At 46.9% G+C, this 18,525-nt stretch carries 19 protein-coding genes and 2 other RNA genes; 5 read left to right on the top strand and 16 right to left on the bottom strand.

Translation table 11 applies throughout. The features are described 5' to 3' along the window. The first annotated feature begins 88 nt into the window (after positions 1–88). Positions 89–553 carry a transglycosylase SLT domain-containing protein gene (locus tag K245_RS25955; protein ID WP_051284548.1) on the top strand — a complete coding sequence of 155 codons (465 nt, stop codon included), beginning with the start codon at positions 89–91 and terminating at the stop codon, positions 551–553. A gap of 63 nt (positions 554–616) precedes the next feature. Here K245_RS25955 and K245_RS0121925 read toward each other — a convergent pair whose 3' ends face one another. Further along, complete coding sequence (locus K245_RS0121925) at positions 617–799, bottom strand: hypothetical protein (protein WP_027360859.1); 183 nt, start codon at positions 797–799, stop codon at positions 617–619. 15 nt (positions 800–814) lie between these two features. Between K245_RS0121925 and K245_RS0121920 the strand changes: the two genes are divergently transcribed. Further along, the gene (locus tag K245_RS0121920; RefSeq protein WP_027360858.1) at positions 815–1,081 is read left to right on the top strand and encodes a hypothetical protein; all 267 of its coding nucleotides are present in this window, start codon (positions 815–817) and stop codon (positions 1,079–1,081) included. 560 nt (positions 1,082–1,641) lie between these two features. Here K245_RS0121920 and K245_RS0121910 read toward each other — a convergent pair. Beyond that, on the bottom strand, positions 1,642–2,238 hold the full coding sequence (locus tag K245_RS0121910; RefSeq protein ID WP_027360857.1) for an ImmA/IrrE family metallo-endopeptidase: 597 nt from the start codon (positions 2,236–2,238) through the stop codon (positions 1,642–1,644). 3 nt (positions 2,239–2,241) lie between these two features. Continuing rightward, on the bottom strand, positions 2,242–2,601 hold the full coding sequence (locus K245_RS27070) for a helix-turn-helix domain-containing protein (protein ID WP_051284547.1): 360 nt from the start codon (positions 2,599–2,601) through the stop codon (positions 2,242–2,244). Between the two features lie 1,951 nt (positions 2,602–4,552). Between K245_RS27070 and K245_RS0121890 the strand changes: the two genes are divergently transcribed. Continuing rightward, positions 4,553–9,340, top strand: coding sequence for a DUF3320 domain-containing protein (locus K245_RS0121890; RefSeq protein ID WP_198013965.1), 4,788 nt, complete (start codon positions 4,553–4,555; stop codon positions 9,338–9,340). Between the two features lie 450 nt (positions 9,341–9,790). Here the strand turns inward: K245_RS0121890 and K245_RS0121885 are convergent, their stop codons facing one another. From K245_RS0121885 to K245_RS27065, 13 genes are all read right to left on the bottom strand, one after another. Beyond that, positions 9,791–10,174, bottom strand: a complete 384-nt coding sequence (locus K245_RS0121885) for a hypothetical protein (RefSeq protein WP_027360854.1) — start codon at positions 10,172–10,174, stop codon at positions 9,791–9,793. Positions 10,175–10,219: 45 nt separating this feature from the next. Next, positions 10,220–10,654, bottom strand: a complete 435-nt coding sequence (locus K245_RS0121880; RefSeq protein WP_035278044.1) for a gp16 family protein — start codon at positions 10,652–10,654, stop codon at positions 10,220–10,222. Positions 10,655–10,676: 22 nt separating this feature from the next. Beyond that, positions 10,677–11,066, bottom strand: a complete 390-nt coding sequence (locus K245_RS0121875) for a hypothetical protein (protein ID WP_027360852.1) — start codon at positions 11,064–11,066, stop codon at positions 10,677–10,679. 6 nt (positions 11,067–11,072) lie between these two features. Next, positions 11,073–11,136, bottom strand: an RNA gene (locus K245_RS27560) — hammerhead ribozyme type II. Between the two features lie 3 nt (positions 11,137–11,139). Further along, positions 11,140–11,745 (bottom strand): DUF3164 family protein, encoded by a 606-nt coding sequence (locus K245_RS0121870; RefSeq protein ID WP_027360851.1) that lies wholly within the window; start codon positions 11,743–11,745, stop codon positions 11,140–11,142. A gap of 19 nt (positions 11,746–11,764) precedes the next feature. Next, positions 11,765–11,827: hammerhead ribozyme type II (locus K245_RS27555), an RNA gene on the bottom strand. 44 nt (positions 11,828–11,871) lie between these two features. Beyond that, positions 11,872–12,078 carry a hypothetical protein gene (locus tag K245_RS0121865; RefSeq protein ID WP_027360850.1) on the bottom strand — a complete coding sequence of 69 codons (207 nt, stop codon included), beginning with the start codon at positions 12,076–12,078 and terminating at the stop codon, positions 11,872–11,874. Beyond that, positions 12,075–12,386, bottom strand: coding sequence for a helix-turn-helix domain-containing protein (locus tag K245_RS0121860; RefSeq protein ID WP_027360849.1), 312 nt, complete (start codon positions 12,384–12,386; stop codon positions 12,075–12,077). Before K245_RS0121860 ends, K245_RS0121865 begins: the two co-directional genes overlap by 4 nt. Next, positions 12,383–12,958 (bottom strand): hypothetical protein, encoded by a 576-nt coding sequence (locus K245_RS0121855; RefSeq protein WP_027360848.1) that lies wholly within the window; start codon positions 12,956–12,958, stop codon positions 12,383–12,385. The genes K245_RS0121860 and K245_RS0121855 overlap by 4 nt, the downstream gene beginning before the upstream one ends. Then, the gene (locus K245_RS0121850; protein WP_027360847.1) at positions 12,955–13,692 is read right to left on the bottom strand and encodes an AAA family ATPase; all 738 of its coding nucleotides are present in this window, start codon (positions 13,690–13,692) and stop codon (positions 12,955–12,957) included. Before K245_RS0121850 ends, K245_RS0121855 begins: the two co-directional genes overlap by 4 nt. 73 nt (positions 13,693–13,765) lie before the next feature. After that, positions 13,766–15,955 carry a Mu transposase C-terminal domain-containing protein gene (locus tag K245_RS0121845; RefSeq protein ID WP_027360846.1) on the bottom strand — a complete coding sequence of 730 codons (2,190 nt, stop codon included), beginning with the start codon at positions 15,953–15,955 and terminating at the stop codon, positions 13,766–13,768. After that, positions 15,952–16,179, bottom strand: coding sequence for a helix-turn-helix domain-containing protein (locus tag K245_RS0121840; RefSeq protein ID WP_027360845.1), 228 nt, complete (start codon positions 16,177–16,179; stop codon positions 15,952–15,954). The genes K245_RS0121845 and K245_RS0121840 overlap by 4 nt, the downstream gene beginning before the upstream one ends. Beyond that, a complete protein-coding gene (locus K245_RS27065) occupies positions 16,176–16,574 on the bottom strand; it encodes a hypothetical protein (protein ID WP_027360844.1) in 399 nt (132 codons plus the stop codon). The genes K245_RS0121840 and K245_RS27065 overlap by 4 nt, the downstream gene beginning before the upstream one ends. Positions 16,575–16,795: 221 nt before the next feature. Between K245_RS27065 and K245_RS0121830 the strand changes: the two genes are divergently transcribed. Further along, positions 16,796–17,554 (top strand): LexA family transcriptional regulator, encoded by a 759-nt coding sequence (locus tag K245_RS0121830; RefSeq protein WP_027360843.1) that lies wholly within the window; start codon positions 16,796–16,798, stop codon positions 17,552–17,554. A gap of 292 nt (positions 17,555–17,846) precedes the next feature. Beyond that, complete coding sequence (locus tag K245_RS0121820; RefSeq protein WP_027360841.1) at positions 17,847–18,278, top strand: hypothetical protein; 432 nt, start codon at positions 17,847–17,849, stop codon at positions 18,276–18,278. Positions 18,279–18,525 lie beyond the last annotated feature (247 nt).

Here is an 18,525-nt window from a genome sequence, read left to right as displayed (position 1 = left end):
CAATGATCCTCCATATCACAACATTGGATAACCGGGTTTGCATTAAGCGGGAATTCTAATTGTCGTCAGGGGGGATTTATAACTGTCGTTGATCACTGAAAGGCTTGAAACAGATCCGAACTGGCTGATGGCAGCAATGGCTTTTGAAACTGGGGAAACATTTTCGCCTTCAGTAAAAAACGCTGCTGGAAGCGGGGCCGTGGGTCTGATTCAGTTCATGCCAGCGACAGCGAGAACTCTTGGAACAACAACGGATTTTCTTGGAAGAATGAAACCGGAAGAACAGCTTTATTACGTGGAATCATATCTGAAGCCATACAAGGGCAAACTAAAAACCCTTGAGGATGTTTACATGGCGATTCTCTGGCCAGCGGCGATTGGAAAGCCTCTGGATTATGTTCTATTTAAAAAAGATGATCCCAAAGCTCCGAAACGATACCTCCAGAACAAAGGGCTTGATTTTAACGGGGATGGATTAATAACAAAGGCTGAAGCTGCTGAAAAGGTAAGGAAGAAGCAGGAGAAGGGGCTGATGATAGAGTATTCTATATAAACAAAAAGCCCGGTTGCCTGATTTCAGGCGACCGGGCTTTAAATATCAGTTTACTAAAACGAATTAGTTACGTCTGTCGTCTACTTCTTTGGCTACACCCTTGAAAGGCTCGCCATCGATCTTTTGATCCATGAAGCGGCCAGTCCCAGTATCTCTTTTTGTCCAGTTGCCAGTCTTTGGATTATATGACTGGGAGCGATCATTAACAGAACCTTTACGGTAATCATTGCCGGTATTTTTTGCCATCTGGAATTATTCCTTATGATGAAAGTTGTTCATGTAACTTGGGAAGATCCCTGTTTTGCCAGTAGTGGCTGGATGACCAGATCCGACTTTTTGGCATGGGTAAAATCAGAGAATTCCATTAGTGACTCTGTTGGTATTCTGGCGTTTGAATCTGATGATTATATTGCCCTGATCCAGTCCATCGGCGTTAATCAGGTTGCTGATGGAATCAAGATAAACAAGGCATCAATCAAAAACATTAAAGAACTTGCCAGAATACCGTTAAGTCTTTTAATTGACTGAACATGCGGGAATATCAGCCCGCATGTTTTTTTATACACTAAATATCAACAATCATCGGGAACGGTCTTCTCTTAGCGCGGATGACTATGCCGGTTTTAGGATCTATTCTAGTCCAGCTAAAAATCAACTTCTTGCCTGGCGGAATGTCTTTTTTGTGCATTACAAACTCCGTATTTACAATTTTTAAAGAAAATGAACCGGGGAAGCACGCTGCCGCCCGGATCGGATTTAGGCTTTACTCATAGATTGGGATGCGCCAGGCTTTACGGCCGTGGTCTCTTGCCCAGTCACGAGTTCCATCTTTTCTGGTAATCCAGGGACGAAAGATGAAGCCCTTGATTCTGCGTTTTTCCATGACAGAACCTTTCCGAAGGCGTACCAAAAGTTATTGACAAACACGGGTGATTATGCGCAGCTAAGAATTGCTTAGGTTCTTAGTGACATAATCTGCGGCCGCTATCCCACATCATTATGAGATATTTAAATTGAATTTCCTGACGCCTTCGAATGCTTCGGTTTTTCAAAGTCCGCAAAATAAAATCCCTTTTGATGCGCTAACATCAAAGGGGATTTGTTTTTATGCCTAATTTATTAAGTCTAACCTTCACAAACGAAGGATTGACGTCAAAAATATTTGCTATTACATCTGTACTGCATCCTTTTTCATAATAACTGATGATTTTTTTCTCTGGCATCAGAAGAGATCCCGCAAACTGCCATGCCTGCCATTCTGGATTTTCATAGGCCTTTATATTAGAGGGTTCTTCCCTGAAAAGAATACCTCCAGTAACTGAAAGAGAACTACGAAAGTTTTTGAGTTCTGGCACGTGGTAAATGCAATGACCTATTTCATGAGCAACAGTTGCTCTTAATCGCCTTAGTGTCGACTGGCTGTTGGAGTCGACCAGAGCTTTATCTACATAACTTGAGTTTGAATTGGCATCTGTATATCCGAGTATATTGGGGCCTATAACAGACAAATCTATATAATCTGTAACAAGACCATATTTTTCTCTGATATAATATTCATATATATACTCTGCATCTACAGGGCAATCATCGCTACATAAAGCCTCTGCTTGGATATCTGATAATAATCTTATTACATCTCTTTCAATCTCTTTCTTTGAACGTGGAGCGACTACAGGTAATTTCATTTATTATTCCTTCCCCGCCTTCAGAATCTCTAAAGCTCTTGTAAAAGCCTTCTGAAGAGTATCATCCGATACGGCTTCAGACTCTCTACACAAGCCCCAAGCCAAGTCACGGTCTAATCTCTCAAAGATTTTTGGTTTCAATTTCACCCTGTCCTCCCTTGCGGCATCTATTAATTTATCTGCATCGACATTAAGAACTATTGCCAAGTCATTTATCTTATCCTCATCCTTAGGCGGCAGTCTTTTGCCATTCTCGATCTCTGATAGAAAGCTTGGCGCAAGCCCAACCAGCTGTCCTAGCTTTCTTAGCGTCAATCTCTTTTGCCTTCTTGCTTCTTCAATCATTTTACCAAATATTGACATATGCACCTCCCAAGCATAGTTTAATTCACACTCTATGCGAATATATATTATCCATTGGAAAGCTTATGTCAAGGTGTGTTTACAAAAAAAATGTTAATTTAAATTGTAGTCTGCAAAAATACAAATATACTATATGTAGAGCAGTAGTTTTTGCCGGGAAAGATAAAACAAGCCCGGAAGCCGATATTTCAGGCTTTCGGACTTCATGTTTAAATAATTTTAAACCAGGATTAATGGTTAGCAGGGTTGCAGCCGGAGCGCTGCATTTGTTGGTGGGGACAAGTTTGACATATATGCTTTTATGCGTTTAGGATGATATGCATGCATATTCAATAATTTTACTTATTCCAATCCATGACAGCGCAACGACTTTTTTATAGGAAGGAATTATGAAGCTGTTTCATTATACAGATATTAGTGCTGTTCAGAGTATTTTAGAGAAGCAAGAGCTTTAAGAGTTCTGGGGACACCGTACCTATCTTTCATTAGTTGAGTAATATTTCCCCATAGCCCTCAGGCTTTTATCAACGTTCCTTGTCACACAGGTAAGACCATAAAGCTATAGCCCAAAAGGATATCAATGAAAACATGTCAAACTTGAAATAAAACTTTAGAATTATGTCGGGAGTTCCGCAGCTCAAGATCTGATAACTCTATATTCAACATGACTTTCCAACATCATTAAATAATGCATTCGCAATAATATGTATAACAATCTGACTTTACATATATTAACACATCTCATCCAGTTATTGGTCATTGGTAAAATAATGATAGACATAAATAAAAAAGTGTTATTTTAATAACTGTCTTTTATAAATCTTTTCTGAATCATGCTTTTTCTATTAAAAAAATAGTTTAAGAACGTAGAGTATTTTGGCTGTTTTTTCGTATTTTGCACTTGATACGCCGATACATGGAAAATGTCTGCATTTTATATAGATGGAAATTTTTCCACTTATTGTACTGGTAGGCAAAAAAAATGCGCATTCTGAAGGACGATAAGTAAGAATTATTTACTGTAATAACTGAAAATGATGAATCGCAATGGGATGACTCTACAGGGACATTATACATAATTTAAAATAAGGTTAAGATAAAATTAAGTATGGTGTCCCCTGAATTCTATCGTGATATATCACTCAGCCCTTATCGTCGTGGATTGTTTCAATTTTTTAATCTTCGCCACCTGTCTTAATGGCATATTTCGGAATTTCGGGGACATGATACTTAATTCAAAAAGCAATTGTCATGCAATTAACATGGATGCCCCAAGAATTCCTTCAGATTTTGACAGACATGTTGTATCTGCAAGAACTATCGGCTATGTTTACACGCACATATGGAATGAAGCTTGGCGATGGATGAAACGGCGTCATCGGAACAAGAGCATAAAATGGCTGAAAAATAAATATTGGTCAAAAGGCTCCAAACCGGGACGGTTAAGGGCGGTTGTCAAAGACAGCAAGGCAACCGGAGAACATACGAACTTATCAACGCTCACAGCATAAATATCCAAAGCCACATCAAAATCAGAAGCGATGCAAAACCTTTTGACCCGGAACATCTACAATATGTTCTGGCAATATTTTCGGGCAAGACGGGTAAAACCGAAGGTGATTCCCGTCACCGCTGCCTATGAGATATGTAATGAAATAACTGTAAATTTTATAACTGGTAAGAGAAAACAGCCGGGCGGCCCCGCAAGGTTTAGCCTTAGAAACGCTTGAGCCGTAGACGGGAAACTGTCACGTACGGTTCTGAGGGGGGGAAAGAGACGGTGAAGCCTCTTACCTACCCGATAGTTTTCGGTCATCATTGATTTAAACTGTGCTGGCATATTAACGGTGGCGTTCGGAACTGATGGCAGAGATGTACTCGGAGCGACACTGCGACTCCTGCGGAGGGTTGAATGATGTGGCCACATTATAGACGCGGTAGAATAAAATAAATGCAGATGAATACAGGAATAAGTCAGAAGCTACAGAGCAGCCGCAAAGAGCTGCTGGACATCGGACTTCGCAACAACATGCTCAACTTCCGCAAGACAGCCAAGACCCTGATGGTGGTCGATGAGCTGTCCGAGGAGGTGTTCAACATCCTCTACCGCCAAGAAAAGGCCATGACTTTTGCGCCGATGGCGCGCAAGAAACTGGCCGAGCTGGCAAGAGCTGCCAAGCCGGAAGAGGCAGAGGATGACACCGCCAGTGACGCAGAGTTGCTGCATGAGCTGGATAGCCTGGACTGGTCCAGTGTCGCTGACGAGGCTGATGAGGACGAGTCAGGCAGAGCCCGTCGCCATCTGGATACCCGCCTGCAGACGGCCATCGATGATGAGCGTCTGTTCCTGCAGCTGCTGAAGATCCACACTGAGGCTAAAGGCTTTATTGAGGAGCAGGGCGTGAACACGCTGTTCCTGGCCCTTGGCTTCTTACATTGGTACGAAGCGGACAGCTCTGAGAGCTTGCGTAAAGCTCCCTTGCTATTGCTGCCGGTCAGCCTGGAACGCAGTGGCGCCAAAGATGCCTTCAAGCTGAAGTACTCGGGTGACGAGCTGATGGCGAACCTTTCGCTGGTTGCCAAGCTCAAGACGGATTTTGGTTTGGATATGGCTTCCTGCGCGTTTGACGAGGATAGCTTCGCGACCGATGAGAACAGCCTGGGGCGCTTCTATGGCGATGTTGCTGATGTAGTCAGCAAGCAGGGGCGCTGGAAGGTCGCTATCAACGAGATTGCGCTGGGCTTCTTCTCGTTCGGCAAGTTTTTGATGTTCAAGGATCTTGATCCGAAAAGCTGGCCGGAAGAGAAACAACCCGATGCCAATGGCGTGATGAAGCGCCTGCTTGGTTCGGGCTTCGGGGATATGGGCGCGGCGTATGCGGAGGATGTGAATATCGACTCGGTGATCAAACCGGGCGATGTACGTTTTGTGAAGGATGCCGACAGCAGCCAGACAGAAGCCATTCTGGAGGTGCGTGAGGGCTCCAACCTGGTTATTCAGGGACCACCGGGTACGGGCAAGTCACAGACGATCACCAACATCATCGCCGAGCTGATCGGCCAGAAGAAAACGGTGTTGTTTGTTGCCGAGAAAATGGCGGCGCTTGAGGTGGTTAAGCGTCGTCTGGATGAAAGTCATCTGGGCGATGCCGTTCTTGAGCTGCATAGCCACAAGTCCACCAAGCAGTCTGTGCTCAAGGAGCTAGGACGGACTCTGGATCAGGGGCGACCACTGACCAAAGTGGGCGAGGACGACCTTGCCAGTTTGAAAGAGCTGCAAGATGGCCTGAATCAGTACTGCGAGGCTGTGAGTGCTTCCGCAGGCGCGAGCGGCTTGCCTTTTGTCGATGTGCTTGGTCGTTACCTGAAGCTGAAGCGTGTCTATGCCGGATTGCCGGTCATTCCTTTCGCGCCTATGGCGGCCTGGAGCTATGCCGAGCAGCAAAAACGGCGTGAGTTGGTTGAGGAATTGGTGCTGCACCTTGAGGAGATGGGGCGGCCTGATCGGAGTGTCTTTTGGGGCAGTGATCGGACGTTCTTTTCGCCTATCGAACAGAGCAGCGCTAACGATGTCCTGCAGTTGGCAGGTTCGCATCTCAATGCATTGCATTCGGCTACCGCGGCACTCTCTGAACGGTTAATGCTGACTCAGCCAGCCACCTTGGCGGATGTGGATGTGGTGTGCCGCGCTGCACGGCGTGCGGCCGAAGCTCCGCGACTCGAAGGGGTACAGCTTTCTACGGGCGAGTGGCAATCCAGGCGTGATGTCATTCGTGAGCTGCTGGAGGCTGGCGAGCATATGACTGCTTGCCGCGCTAAGCATGACAGCCAGTTGATCGATGCTGCCTGGGAGCAGGATCTTCTCGAGGTTCGACAGAGCCTTTTGGCTTATGGCGAAAAGTGGTGGAGGGTGTTTTCGGGGCGTTTCCGTGCGGCACGGAGCCGTCTGCAGGGGCTAGCCCGTGAGACATTGCCCAAGATCAATGCGGGCATGCTGGAGCTGGTTGATTCGGTACTGACCTATCAGCAGAACAAGAAGGTTTATGACCAGCACGAGGCACTGGGTAGCGCACTTTTTGGTGCCCAATGGCAGCGCCAGAAAACCGATTGGGCGGTGCTTGAGCGTTTGAGCGCTTGGGTGATCAAGCTGCATGACGATTTGGGTAATGGACAGATTCCACAAGGCATCATTGCCTTCTTGGCCGGACATACCGATGCCAGTGGCTTGGGTGATGCAGTCACCGGAATAGAGCAACATGTTGTCGGATTAGACAAGGCGCTCCGCAGCGCGCTTGAGGTCACCGGTATGCAGGCGGAAAACGCCAAGGCCGATGTCAGAAAGCTTGGTTTGGCTGCTCTTGGCGAGCGTTTGCAGCAGTGGAAGGAAAGTCTTACTGCGCTTTATCAAATGGCACGATTCAATGTGCTGGCCGAACAGCTTCGTAAGGTCGAATTGAACGACTTGCTTAAAATTGCCATCAGCTGTGATAAGCCCAAGCAGCTAACTGCAATTTTGGACTTCTCCTGGTTTTCAGGCTTGGTTCAGAGGGTCTATGCAGATAAACCTGCGCTGCAGCAGTTTGATCGGATTAAACACGAACATCAGATTGCACGATTCAAGGCGTTGGATTTGGCCTCGCTCAATCATGCGCAAACGCATTTAGCCAAGCAGGTTTGGGAAGGGAAGCCCAATATCAATCAGCCAGGTGAAATGGCTGTATTGCGGGCGGAGCTGAACAAGAAGCGCCGACACATCCCGATCAGACAGCTGATTGACAGGGCTGGTCGGGCGATCCAGCAGATCAAGCCTGTCTTCATGATGAGCCCCATGTCTATTGCGAATTTCCTTCCTCCAGGAAAAGTTGAGTTCGACGTGGTGGTATTCGACGAAGCCTCTCAGGTGAAGGCTGTCGATGCATTTGGCGCCATCATGCGCGGTAAGCAGGTGGTTGTGGTTGGGGATACTCGGCAGATGCCTCCTACCGATTTCTTCAGCCGCGATGTCGAGCTGGATGACGAAGATGCAGCGACCGCTGACATTGAAAGCATCCTGAGCATGTTCAAGGCGGCCGGAAGTCAAGAGCGCTATCTCCGATGGCACTACAGGAGCCGGCATGAGTCATTGATTGCAGTCTCCAACGTCGAGTTCTATGACAGCAAACTGGTGGTCTTCCCCTCCGCCGGCCAGCATCCCCATGCCAGTGGAGTGAGCTTCGACTATTTACCGGATGCACTGTATGACCGAGGTCGTACTCGTACCAACAAAGGGGAGGCCAAGGCAGTTGCACTGGCTGTCATGCAGCATGCTATTCGAACGCCTGAGCTATCACTGGGTGTTGCCGCCTTCAGTGTGGCGCAGCGGGACCTAATCCAAGTCGAGATCGAATTGTTACGCCGGCAGATGCCTGAGGCTGAATCGTTTTTCACCGCCCTGGGTAGTGAGCCGTTCTTCGTCAAGAATCTGGAGAACATCCAGGGTGATGAGCGGGACAAGATCTTTATCAGTATCGGCTATGGGCGTAATGAGTCCGGACGGATTGCCAAAGAGTTTGGCCCGGTTAACCGTGAGGGCGGGCATCGTCGCCTCAATGTACTGATTACACGTGCCAAATTGGCAATGAGGGTGTTTTGTAACTTCAGGGCTGACGAACTGGAGATTGATGCCAGTTCTCCCCTCGGCGTACGGGCTCTGAAGAACTTCCTCAAATTTGCTGAAACGGGCGAGCTTGAAGTCGCTAGGGAGACCGGCAAGGCAGCTGACTCACCGTTTGAGTTGGAGGTCATAGAAGCGCTACGTGAGCGCAACTATGAGGTTGAACCGCAGGTGGGAACTGCCGGGTATTTTATCGACATCGCAATCAAAGATCCTGCCTATCCAGGGCGCTATGTGCTGGCAATCGAGTGCGATGGCGCCGCTTACCATAGCTCGCGTTCAGCTCGGGATCGCGACCGCTTGCGTCAGGGCGTGCTTGAGGGGTTGGGTTGGAACTTCCATCGTATCTGGAGTACCGATTGGTTCCGCAATCCGCAGCAGGAAATAGCCCGTGCTGTAGCTGCTATTGAAGCGGCTTTAGCCAAGATTGCCGAGGGGCGTCATGCCCTCCCTAAAATAGCACCAGAACCGAAGCATGAGATTGTAAGGGGCGCGCCAGCTGCAGAGCCAATGCATAGTTTGAGCAAACCATATGTGAAAGCTCGCCTGACTCCGGTGGCATCGATAACTGAATTGCATCAAAAAAAGCCAGAGCACTTGATGCAGATGGTTAGAACCGTGGTCGAGGTTGAAGCTCCGGTGCATACCAGCGAAGTTACTCGGAGGTTGATGGAGGCCTTCGGTGTGACTCGGGCTGGATCAAGGATCATCACCGCGGTAGAAGAGGCTATTCGTCTTGGCGTGCAGCATAAACTGTTCCACGAGTGTGGTGGCTTTGTGTATTCCGCTGACAATCGACCTTTTCCTATTCGCAGTCGTGCTCACTGGGAGTCGGCCGAGCGTAAATTTGAGTGGGTTGCACCTGAGGAGTTAGATCAAGCGTTGGTGGAAGCGATAACCCTTGGTTTTTCGATGAGCCGCGAAGATGCCATTTCTGGTGCATTAGGCCTCTTGGGCTTTGGACGTGCGACATCGAAGATTGCAGGCATGATTGATGAGAGAATCAGCATCCTTGCCGCTGATGAGAGGCTGGTTGTGATTGATGATGTCGTTACTACTAAAACGGCCTCTTTTTACCATAAATAGGGATGGGTTGATTTATTTTTAACAAAGTCTCGGATGGGGGACGATGAAATTGAAGCTGTCATCATCAACTTGGTTAAGCCGTTGAGTAAATTAAAGAATGCTAACGGGAATTCCTTCAAGGAAAAATGTTCAGGCCTTTATTAAGAACCATCGGCGAGACGTTTCTGAAGAACCGGGGATCGAACGCCGGAGCTCTGATTCGTGATCTTAATACGAAAATTGAGGCTGGGCGAACCGGTTCGGCAATTGGTACAAACATGTTGTATCAGCCATGTAGGTTGGGTTTTTTTTCGTCCTTTGCAATTAACCCAACATTTCCGGCGACACCATTTCCTTACTAAACAAAAACATCCCCCGCTTTTCCATTAATTCCGCTTGCTGAGGATATGGTACATAATTACCTGACCGAATCTATTGGGCAGATGAGTAACTAATAAACCATAATAAAATCTAAAATAATTCCAACTGAACAGGCTTTCTGGCCTGCCATTCAGCCTCGATTTCATCCTTGCCGTCTCTGCAAATCTGGACGACAAATCTGCGTGAGCATTCGCATTCCCAGGCAATCATGTCAAAGCTTTTGCCTTGTTTTCTTAGTTCACGGATTTTTTTTCTTTTGAATCTGCGGTTGTATCTGTCAAGCGTGGGCAGATCCACAGATTCGCCCTGGAGGTAATCAGCAAGCATTTTGGCGGCACCAAGGCCAATGACCAGGGAAATTGGATGATCCGCGCCCATATTTTTTGGGACGTAGAGCCTCCGGCCTCCGAAATGGCCGAGGAAAGCCACAAAATCAGCTTCATCCATTATGCTTTCAAGGTCTTCGAGTTTCATAGATTTGCCTTTATAAAATCCCCCTTGCCCCCTTTATAAGGGAGGTTATGCCTTCTTAGCCTTGCGCTTGGTGTTATACTCAAGGGCAGCCACAATCTTTCTAAGCTGCTGGCAGTCGCACCATTCAAGTCTCTCCACCCCGAACATTTTCTTTGCTATTCCGTGGGCGTAATTCCAGTTCAGCTTGCCATCAGCCAGAAGCGCGCCGATCTTGCCCATCAAAGCTGTTTCCGGTTTCTGGCGGTCATTCTGGCTCTTGACCGACCTTGGCTGATTCTTTGGTTTTTTAAACTCAAAGCCCTTGCTCTCAAGATGAGTGATGATTTCGTTCAGCTTGGCGATGTTGGCATCTTTGGAAGATTTCAGGCCAAATTCCGCCAGCATTTCACGGTATGTGTCGTCATCCATTCCGAGAGCCTTCTTCGCTATGTGGATCTTTGCGAGTTTGGCCCTGCGGATTGCGTCGTTGTTGGTTTTCATGGAATTCCCCGAAATTTTTTGATTAAAACAAGCGCTGCTGCTTTTTTGCCTGCTCTTCGGCAAGCACCTTGCCCATCCGCCTTATAAGCAGATCCGCCTTTTCTGGAGTCATGGAGTCTGGCGATTCGATTTTCACCACATTCATGGCAAACGAAAGCAGATATTCATTGCTCCAGCCAAGCATATTGAGGAGAGATTTGATTTTCTCCCGCTGATCCGGCCAGACGGTTTCGTGCTTGATTACAGAAAGATTCACAAGCCTGTGTTCAAGCTCCCGGAATCCGGTTTCATCCAGCTCTGTGAGTTTATTTACCCCAAGGCCTGAAGCGACTTCATAAACCCGCGCCTGGCTGATTCCCCGCCTTGAAGCGAGAGACCAAATACTATTGAGACTCTTTATTTTATTTGCCATTTCATCCTCCGACTGCTCGTCAGGCCCGATCAACCACGATTCGGGCGACCGCCAAAAGGCGGTTTCGCTTTGGTTACACCGCCGCCATATCAAGGCAGATCGGACTCCATTTGTCGTCCTGGCCTGTCTTCTCGTAAAATCTGAGATAAGACTTGGTATCAGCCACTCGGACGCTTTCACTTATGGCGTCCATTGCCCGTATCCATCTTTCATCATTTATCTTTAGACGTCTTAAGCCAAGGATTCTGCCTGTTGAGATGTTTCCTTCCTTGTCTACCTGGAAGGCATCAGTGATAAGGGCCTTGATCTCGTCGCGGCTGCCTTCTGTCCAGTCCTTGAGGCATTCGTCTATGAGTTCCTTTGCGGCATGGAGCCTTTCGTTGAATACGATCAGCTCCGCCACCTGGATCTGAACCTTGAACTTGCCGTCAAAGCTCACCAGGGTGACATTGCCTTTATTGCCGCCTCTTTTAACTCCGTATTTTTCGGAAGAAAGCTCGCAGAAGGCTATAACATCTCCTCCGGACTGCTTTTTGAACTCGATCATGCTGGCCTTGAGCCCTTTTGCCTTCTCAACCAGCTCGGTTACAAGCGAATCTCTCTCCAGATCCACTTCATCAATAAGGCTTATTGGCACAAGCCTGCCTTTATGGTCTGCCTTGTAGTTTTCTATGCTCATTGCGCCCCTCCTGTTTATATTTTGGCTGCTCGTCAGATTTCAGGAGCCACCCTGAAATGACCGCCCGAAGGCGGTTTCGCTTTATTGTCGGGTTACGAGCAAAGGACGCTCTAACCCGACCTACATTTATCCCTGATACTCCAGCCCCAGATCCACCATTCCACGCTTGGCGTCCCTCATGCTCAAAAGCGCCCGCGCCATGATATTTTGCTTTGTGACCTCATCGTCCGCTCTTACAATCGCGTAAAGATCCATGACCACAGTGTTCAGATCTTCATGAATAGCGTTGATCCGCTTTTTTCTTTCTTTTCTCGCTTTTTTTAAAAAACTCATTTTGCCTCCTTGCAGCTCTTGCAGGCCTTGAAAAGTCTTACTCGCAAAGGATTTGAAGCTGAAAATGGTTGTCTTTTGTTCTCCGCGCATTCAGCCAGATTTATTTCCCCAAGCACCGGGCAGTTTACCTTAAGGCCTCCGAAGACCTCTTTAACCTTTGATAAAACAGAGTTTAAATTTCCGTTATACTTGTCGTTAATCACCAGGCTCACCGTTGCCTTCGAATATCCCAGCCTTCTAGCAACCTCTGCCTGACCAAGATCGGTGGCTTTCTGTGTCAGCAGGCCAATTGCATCGACTTCATTCATGATCGGCCCTCCTGATACATGACCTTTTTAAGATTCGGGTCGTACACCTGCCTTACTTTTTTGACCATTGGAGCTTTCGGGCCTGTGTACATGCTCTGCTTCAGCCTGTATCTGGACATTCCGCCTGTATGTTTTGCGGCCTGGACAAGATGAAGATATCCGGCCTTGTGAAGATGAAAAACATATGATCTGGCATCTTCGGAGTCTACTGGGCTTTCCTCAAGCGACGCGGTCATGGCCAGCTCTTCGGCATCAAATATTTTCAGGATTCGCATGGTGCGCCACATCTGATCTCTTTTTGATCCCTGTGTGATTGAGCTGCCGTCCCTTCTTACCCTCGGAGCTTCGCGGCCTATGTCTTTTACAAGCTCGTAAACGTGAGGCGATTTGTCTGTGACTGTCTTTTTTATATAACCAGCGGTTTCAAATCCGCTGAGATACCAGCGCACACTGCTCAGATCCTCAAGGCTTGTAGCGTTCAGGATGCTGACACTTGTAAATGTCTGCTGATCTCTGATGGCGTTCCACACATTCTGGCGTGTATCCGCAGAGATTCTTTCTGAAGGAATCATATGATCCTCCTTGCAGGAGCCTCACCTGTGTAAAGCTGGCGGTCTCCCCATTCCTTGAGGCCGATTTCTGAAAGTCCGGTTCCCATGGCTTCTTCTTCTATTCTTGAAAGATTCACGCAGATTCGTCTGACAGATCCTTTTGCTGCTTTAGTCACGGCTTCGAGCAGATCATCCTTAACTTTGACCTTGCGGCAGTAGAATGAAGCCAGAAGTTTTGCGTCCTGCATGTCTGCTGGCTGGGTGTATGCCCATTCAAGAATTCTTCCGTGGAAGCGCTCCCATTTTTTCAGTTTCTGGGGCATCATTTCCTCGCCAATCAGAAGAATGGGATCCTTGCTGCCTTCATAAATATCCCTGACTATTTCCACCGCAGACCTGTTAACGATATGATCCATTTCGTCTATGATGAGCGGCCTGCCTGAAAGAGCCAGTTGTTCTGATATCTGCTCTGTAAGTTTGTAAATTGGCCCTGCTGCCGGAATGCCCATCTGGAGCATGATTGCTTCAAGAAGCGCTCTTTTTGTCCAGCTTGATTTGCATTCGACATAATAGGCTCTGTATTTGTTGGCCGCGTAAGATGCGGCCATGCTTTTGCCCATGCCGCTTGGCCCTGAAAAAGAAACCATTCTCGGCAGATGATCCGGGCTGTTCATGGCCCTTTCAAGCGCCTTCATGCACAGGGCCACGTTCCTGAGCGGAGCAGTGGTCTTGACTTGACTCATTTCCTGTGTCACATTGACCTCCAAATTGGTTGGTTGGTTGTTTTTTTAAGGCCCGGTTGTGTTCCAGCACTCCGGGCCTTGCTTTTTATAATCCGCTGGCCATGATCTTTTCGGCATCTTCATCCATCATCCGGCAAGCTCTGTAATCCGCTGTTGACGGGTAATATTCATGGAATCTTGTGAGCCTTTCTGAAAACTTTTCTCCTGCGCTGATCGCTGAATCCAGATGCTTCCAGAATTCCCATTTTTCAAACATGTCATCCGGAATTTCTTCAGACCGAATAGATGTTTCAAGTTTTGGCAGGGCTTGATCTGATGCCATATCTGTCTGAAGCTGCGCCCTCATGTCTTCAATTTCAGGTGAGGATTCTGGGGCAGGAAGCGCATCATTTGCTCTCACGCCTGTTTCGGCCTGGATTTCATCAACCTTTTTCAAGGCTGTTTTCATTCTGCCGATTCCACGCTTTTCAAGTGCCTGCTCGTGCATTGAAACAGGGAAGAAGGCCTTTTTGTTTCGGTTCCATTCAGGAATCGCGATCAGCCTTTCATCATGGTCATAGACCCAGACTTTTGAAGGATCGTGGACGTCATATTCAACAATCACCTGCATTCCGTGGTAATGCTCAAGGCGTTTGTCGAAGTAGATATTGGTGCCGACATTGATTTCTGCCCTGTTGGTTTTCCGCTCGATCCGTGGACGTTTCAGGGAGATATATTCCTCTTCTGAAATCATCTCAGGACGCCAGCCCTGGTCAAGAAACTGCTGCCATCTTTCAGCCGGAGTCATGTGGCGTTTTCTGCCAGACTCGGAATCCGTGATCTTCGGAAGCGTCGAATGATGATGGTAATAATTGTACCAGGTCTGAAACTGAGTCATAAAATCAAGAAAATCAGCCCATGCTATGGTGATGTCGCTCTTGCCTTTTTCCCGGACATCCTTGTCCATGGCCAGGTAAACCGAGCGTTCAACATCCTTGCTCATGCCTTTGCCACGAAAGGTTTCAAGCAGCCTTGCCCAGTTGATCACATTCTTGTTAAATGATTCGATTCCGCCGCGTCCCTGGGGATTTCCCGGCCTGCCTGTTTTGTGAAGAACACCGAGGCGCTCGAAAAGGCCTGTCATATCACTGGTCATTTCCTTGCCTTCGTTTCCGGCTCCGTTGTCTGTGTAAAGAATCGCGGGAATTCCGCCGTAGGGCTTCTTGTCGTTAAGCGTGACCATGTGCCTTACGCAATCGCCCACTGTCTGGGCAGACTCCGCAAGACCCACGCTCCACCCGATGACCATTTTGGTGACGTTGTCCACCGCGAGGCATATTTCTGGAATAAAAGGTCTGCCGTGAAAAGGATGCTGAACCTTTGCCTTGAAGCTGTGGCCGTCCATCTGCACGATATCCATGGGCATGAAGCCGTCGTTGCTTCTGCGTACAAAGCCTTTCTGGGATCTGAGTTCTTTTGGTGATTTGCGGCCACGTTCAATGTCGAGTCTGCTGAAATTTTTCACAAACCTTCGAGCCTGATCATAAGAAGGAATGTTGTCGCAGCCTGTATAAGCCATAAGTTCCAGAACGAAATTGATCGCTGGCTTTGATGGTTTTCTGTAAAGCGTAAGAAATTCTGCTGCCCAGGCAGGAATGGCCACTTCCTTGTTTGGGGATTCAGGGACAATGCCCATGTATCCGTATTTTGCGTAATCCGAGGCCCAGCGTTTGAGGGTGCGTTCGGAGAGGCCTCTTTCGCCATTGCTGCCGGATCTGTTGTTGGCTGAGGCGATAATTTCTGAGAGATAAGCCGGAAGCGTTCCTTGTGTCTGCATGACAAGCAGATCAATAATTCCCTGGCGCTGTGACTTTGGATGGTTCTGGAGAAATTTCACAAAGGTGAGGCGCGCTGTCGCTGTGTCTTTTTGCCAGCCTTTGAGGCTGTGAATCTCTGAGGCTTCCTTATTATAAGGATCAAGGGCAGACGGCATTCTGGGTGAGGGCAACTTCACCTTTGGTGCATGAAGCACGATAATTTCCGCTCCGGCAGAAACCTCTGATTCCTCGACCACCGGCGCAGGTGCCAGGGATTCAAGAAGGCGGTCTGATTCAGCCTTTACCATCGCGTCTTTGATATCAGCTGGAAGGCATTTATAAGGAAAAACCTTCATATTACCGCCACGAACACCCTGAATTTCGCAAGGCCAGTTCTCTTTTGCAGCTCTTGCCAGAATACCCTGACGTGTGCGGCCCAAGAGAATGGCTATTTCCTTTGCGTCATAGCTGGACTTCATGCCGCAACCTCATCAAGGACATGGGTTTCGTCCGGAATGGCCAAGTATTCTTTCGGGCAGCCTTTTCCGATCAGATAATTAAGGACTTTTCGGCTCTCTCTGTTGCCTTTGATAAAGGCGCAGACATTCTGCCTTGGAATCCCAAGCTCCCTGCCTATATCAGCCTGACTGATTCCTTTCAGTACCATCCATGCTTTAATCTGTAGGCTTTCCCGCTTGATCATAATGAATCCTCTATTTTCTTAAGCCTGTTTTTAGCCACCTTTGCCTCCTGGTATGCTTCAGCCCATGATAAGAGTTTATCCTGCTGCTGATTAATTGCCCGGTATCCGAGAGGCCTCATCAAAATGGACAACAACTCCGTGCAGTCACAATCCACGCCTCTGCAAAACACCGGGAAAAGTTTCAGGGGCATTACATGCTCGTCAGCCTGAGGATTAAGCCACTTTTCGAGCAACGACATACTAATCTGAGTCTTTATACCGTGCCTGCGGCAGCTCTCCTCCATACGTTCCAGGATCTGCTCTCTGGAGTATTTGGAAGCCTTGGCCGCCGCGTTCATAGCCAGCTTCAGATCATATGAGATGTTCAGGTTCTGCCCCCTGAATTTCAGTTCCATCTGCACTGTCCGAAAATTCCTTATTTGTTGTCCGAAAAGCGTCAATTCTCTGACGTTGTAACCATGAAAAAAATGTTGTAATTTGTAATTTCCGATTACTTGTTATCTTTATAAGGTAAATCCTAACACTTTTCAAGGAAAAAGCTACTTTAACCTTGCTTAAGCTTAGAAAAAACCTATTTTTGATAGGAACAGCCTTTAAATGCGTGGAAATATTAGATATGGATAGCTTTAAGCTTGAAAATAATGCCGAAGGAACCGCTTTAAGCTTGAATGAATCAAGCGTAAAGGGATTTGAGGGCCTTTTGGATCGATTAAGAGAGGCTTCAAAAGTTAAAAGCGATGTCGAGTTAGCTAAAACCTTGGGGATAAAATATCAGTCGGTTATATCCGCCAGAAAGCGTGGCCAAGTCCCTCCGGGCTGGATTTTTGATATCTCATCTAAGTTTAATATATCTGCCGACTGGCTTTATTATGGCACTGGCCCAAAAGAAAGAGTCGGCACACCGCATGAACCCCAGTCCAACGTGGTCTCATGTGCTGATAATACAGTCATCGACATTGATAATTACTGCTTCGTTCCAATGGTTGAATGCAGGCTGTCGGGCGGTAATGGTGAAGTTGTATATTCGGAAGGGATCAAGGACTATTACGCATTTAGAAGGCGCTTCATCAATTATATAGCGACCAGTCCTAAAAATCTGATATTAATGAGAGTCGCGGGAACATCAATGGAGCCTGAAATAAAGGACGGCGGCACTGTATTGATTGACATGGGTAGAACACACCCTAAAAGCGGCTGCTACTTCGCCCTTGGCTTTGATGATGCACTATCAGTCAAAGAGCTGGATCTGCTGCCAGAAGGCCGCGTGCGAGTAATAAGTAAAAACCGTAAGGATTATCCTCCATACGAAGCTGACCTGAAAAGCATCCGCATAATAGGCCAGGTAATCTGGGGCGACCGAGCATTTCCAATCTAATCTGATGAAGATTTTTATGATGGATTAAATAAAAATGGCACTACTTTTAAAATTCAAAGTAGTGCCAAAGCGCGTGCATATTTTTGCCCAAAATCAAAAAGTGGTGCCAAAGCTCGATTTTATATTGAATCCCGCTAAAACCCAGCAAATCCCGGCACTTCCCACTTGTTTTCAGCTATGTCCTATGGTGCCAAAGCGCTTGCTGCTTCACAATATGTAATTTATTTTAAGATTTCAACGCACCATTTCAAATTTTTAATTGAATAGCAATAAAACTAATGAGGCATAAATTATGGTGAACGCATTTGAATTAAAAAACGGTCTAATGCTTTTTAAGGATATCGCCAACGCAAATGGGACTACAATTCTATCTTTGGCATGGCGCTTTAGTGACATAAAAGATGGGTGGTCGAAAAGAATAGACGGTTTTAAAGAACAAAATAGCAAGTCAATTATGGCAGCCTGTGAGGTTATGCCGTTTGCGCTTTCAAAAATCAGTTGGAATGGAAATAGTATCGCCGTTATAACAGCAATTTCTTCATCAGAAGAAGCTATTAACCCCAAATCTGGTCTATATCAATTAGGATCATCGATTGCAAATAGACTTGGTTGGGCATGGAAGCCTTATGCAATAAAAAAACATGTTCATAAATCCTTGCATACAATAGCGACGGGCAATGATAGAGATAATGAAATTTATAAGAAAATAAGTGGTCGGTTTTGATTGGACAGATTTTCTGAAAATATAAGTGAAAATCCTATCAACAAATCCTTATATAATTTTGACCTCTGTGTCTCATATTTTTAATAAAAGCTTCAAGCGGCGATTGGAATTTCCAGACCTTCAAAATATGTTTTATCAGGCGTATTATTCTTAAAGCTCTGGTGAGGCCTTTTTGTGTTGTAGAACCTCAGATAATCGCCAATTTTGTGTCTCGCTTCTGACATGCTTCCATAGGCCTTCAGATAAA

The sequence above is a fragment of the Desulforegula conservatrix Mb1Pa genome (assembly GCF_000426225.1).
Lineage (GTDB): Bacteria > Desulfobacterota > Desulfobacteria > Desulfobacterales > Desulforegulaceae > Desulforegula > Desulforegula conservatrix.
Note: the sequence above shows the minus strand (reverse complement) of the source record. Positions and strands in the feature narration are given on the sequence as shown.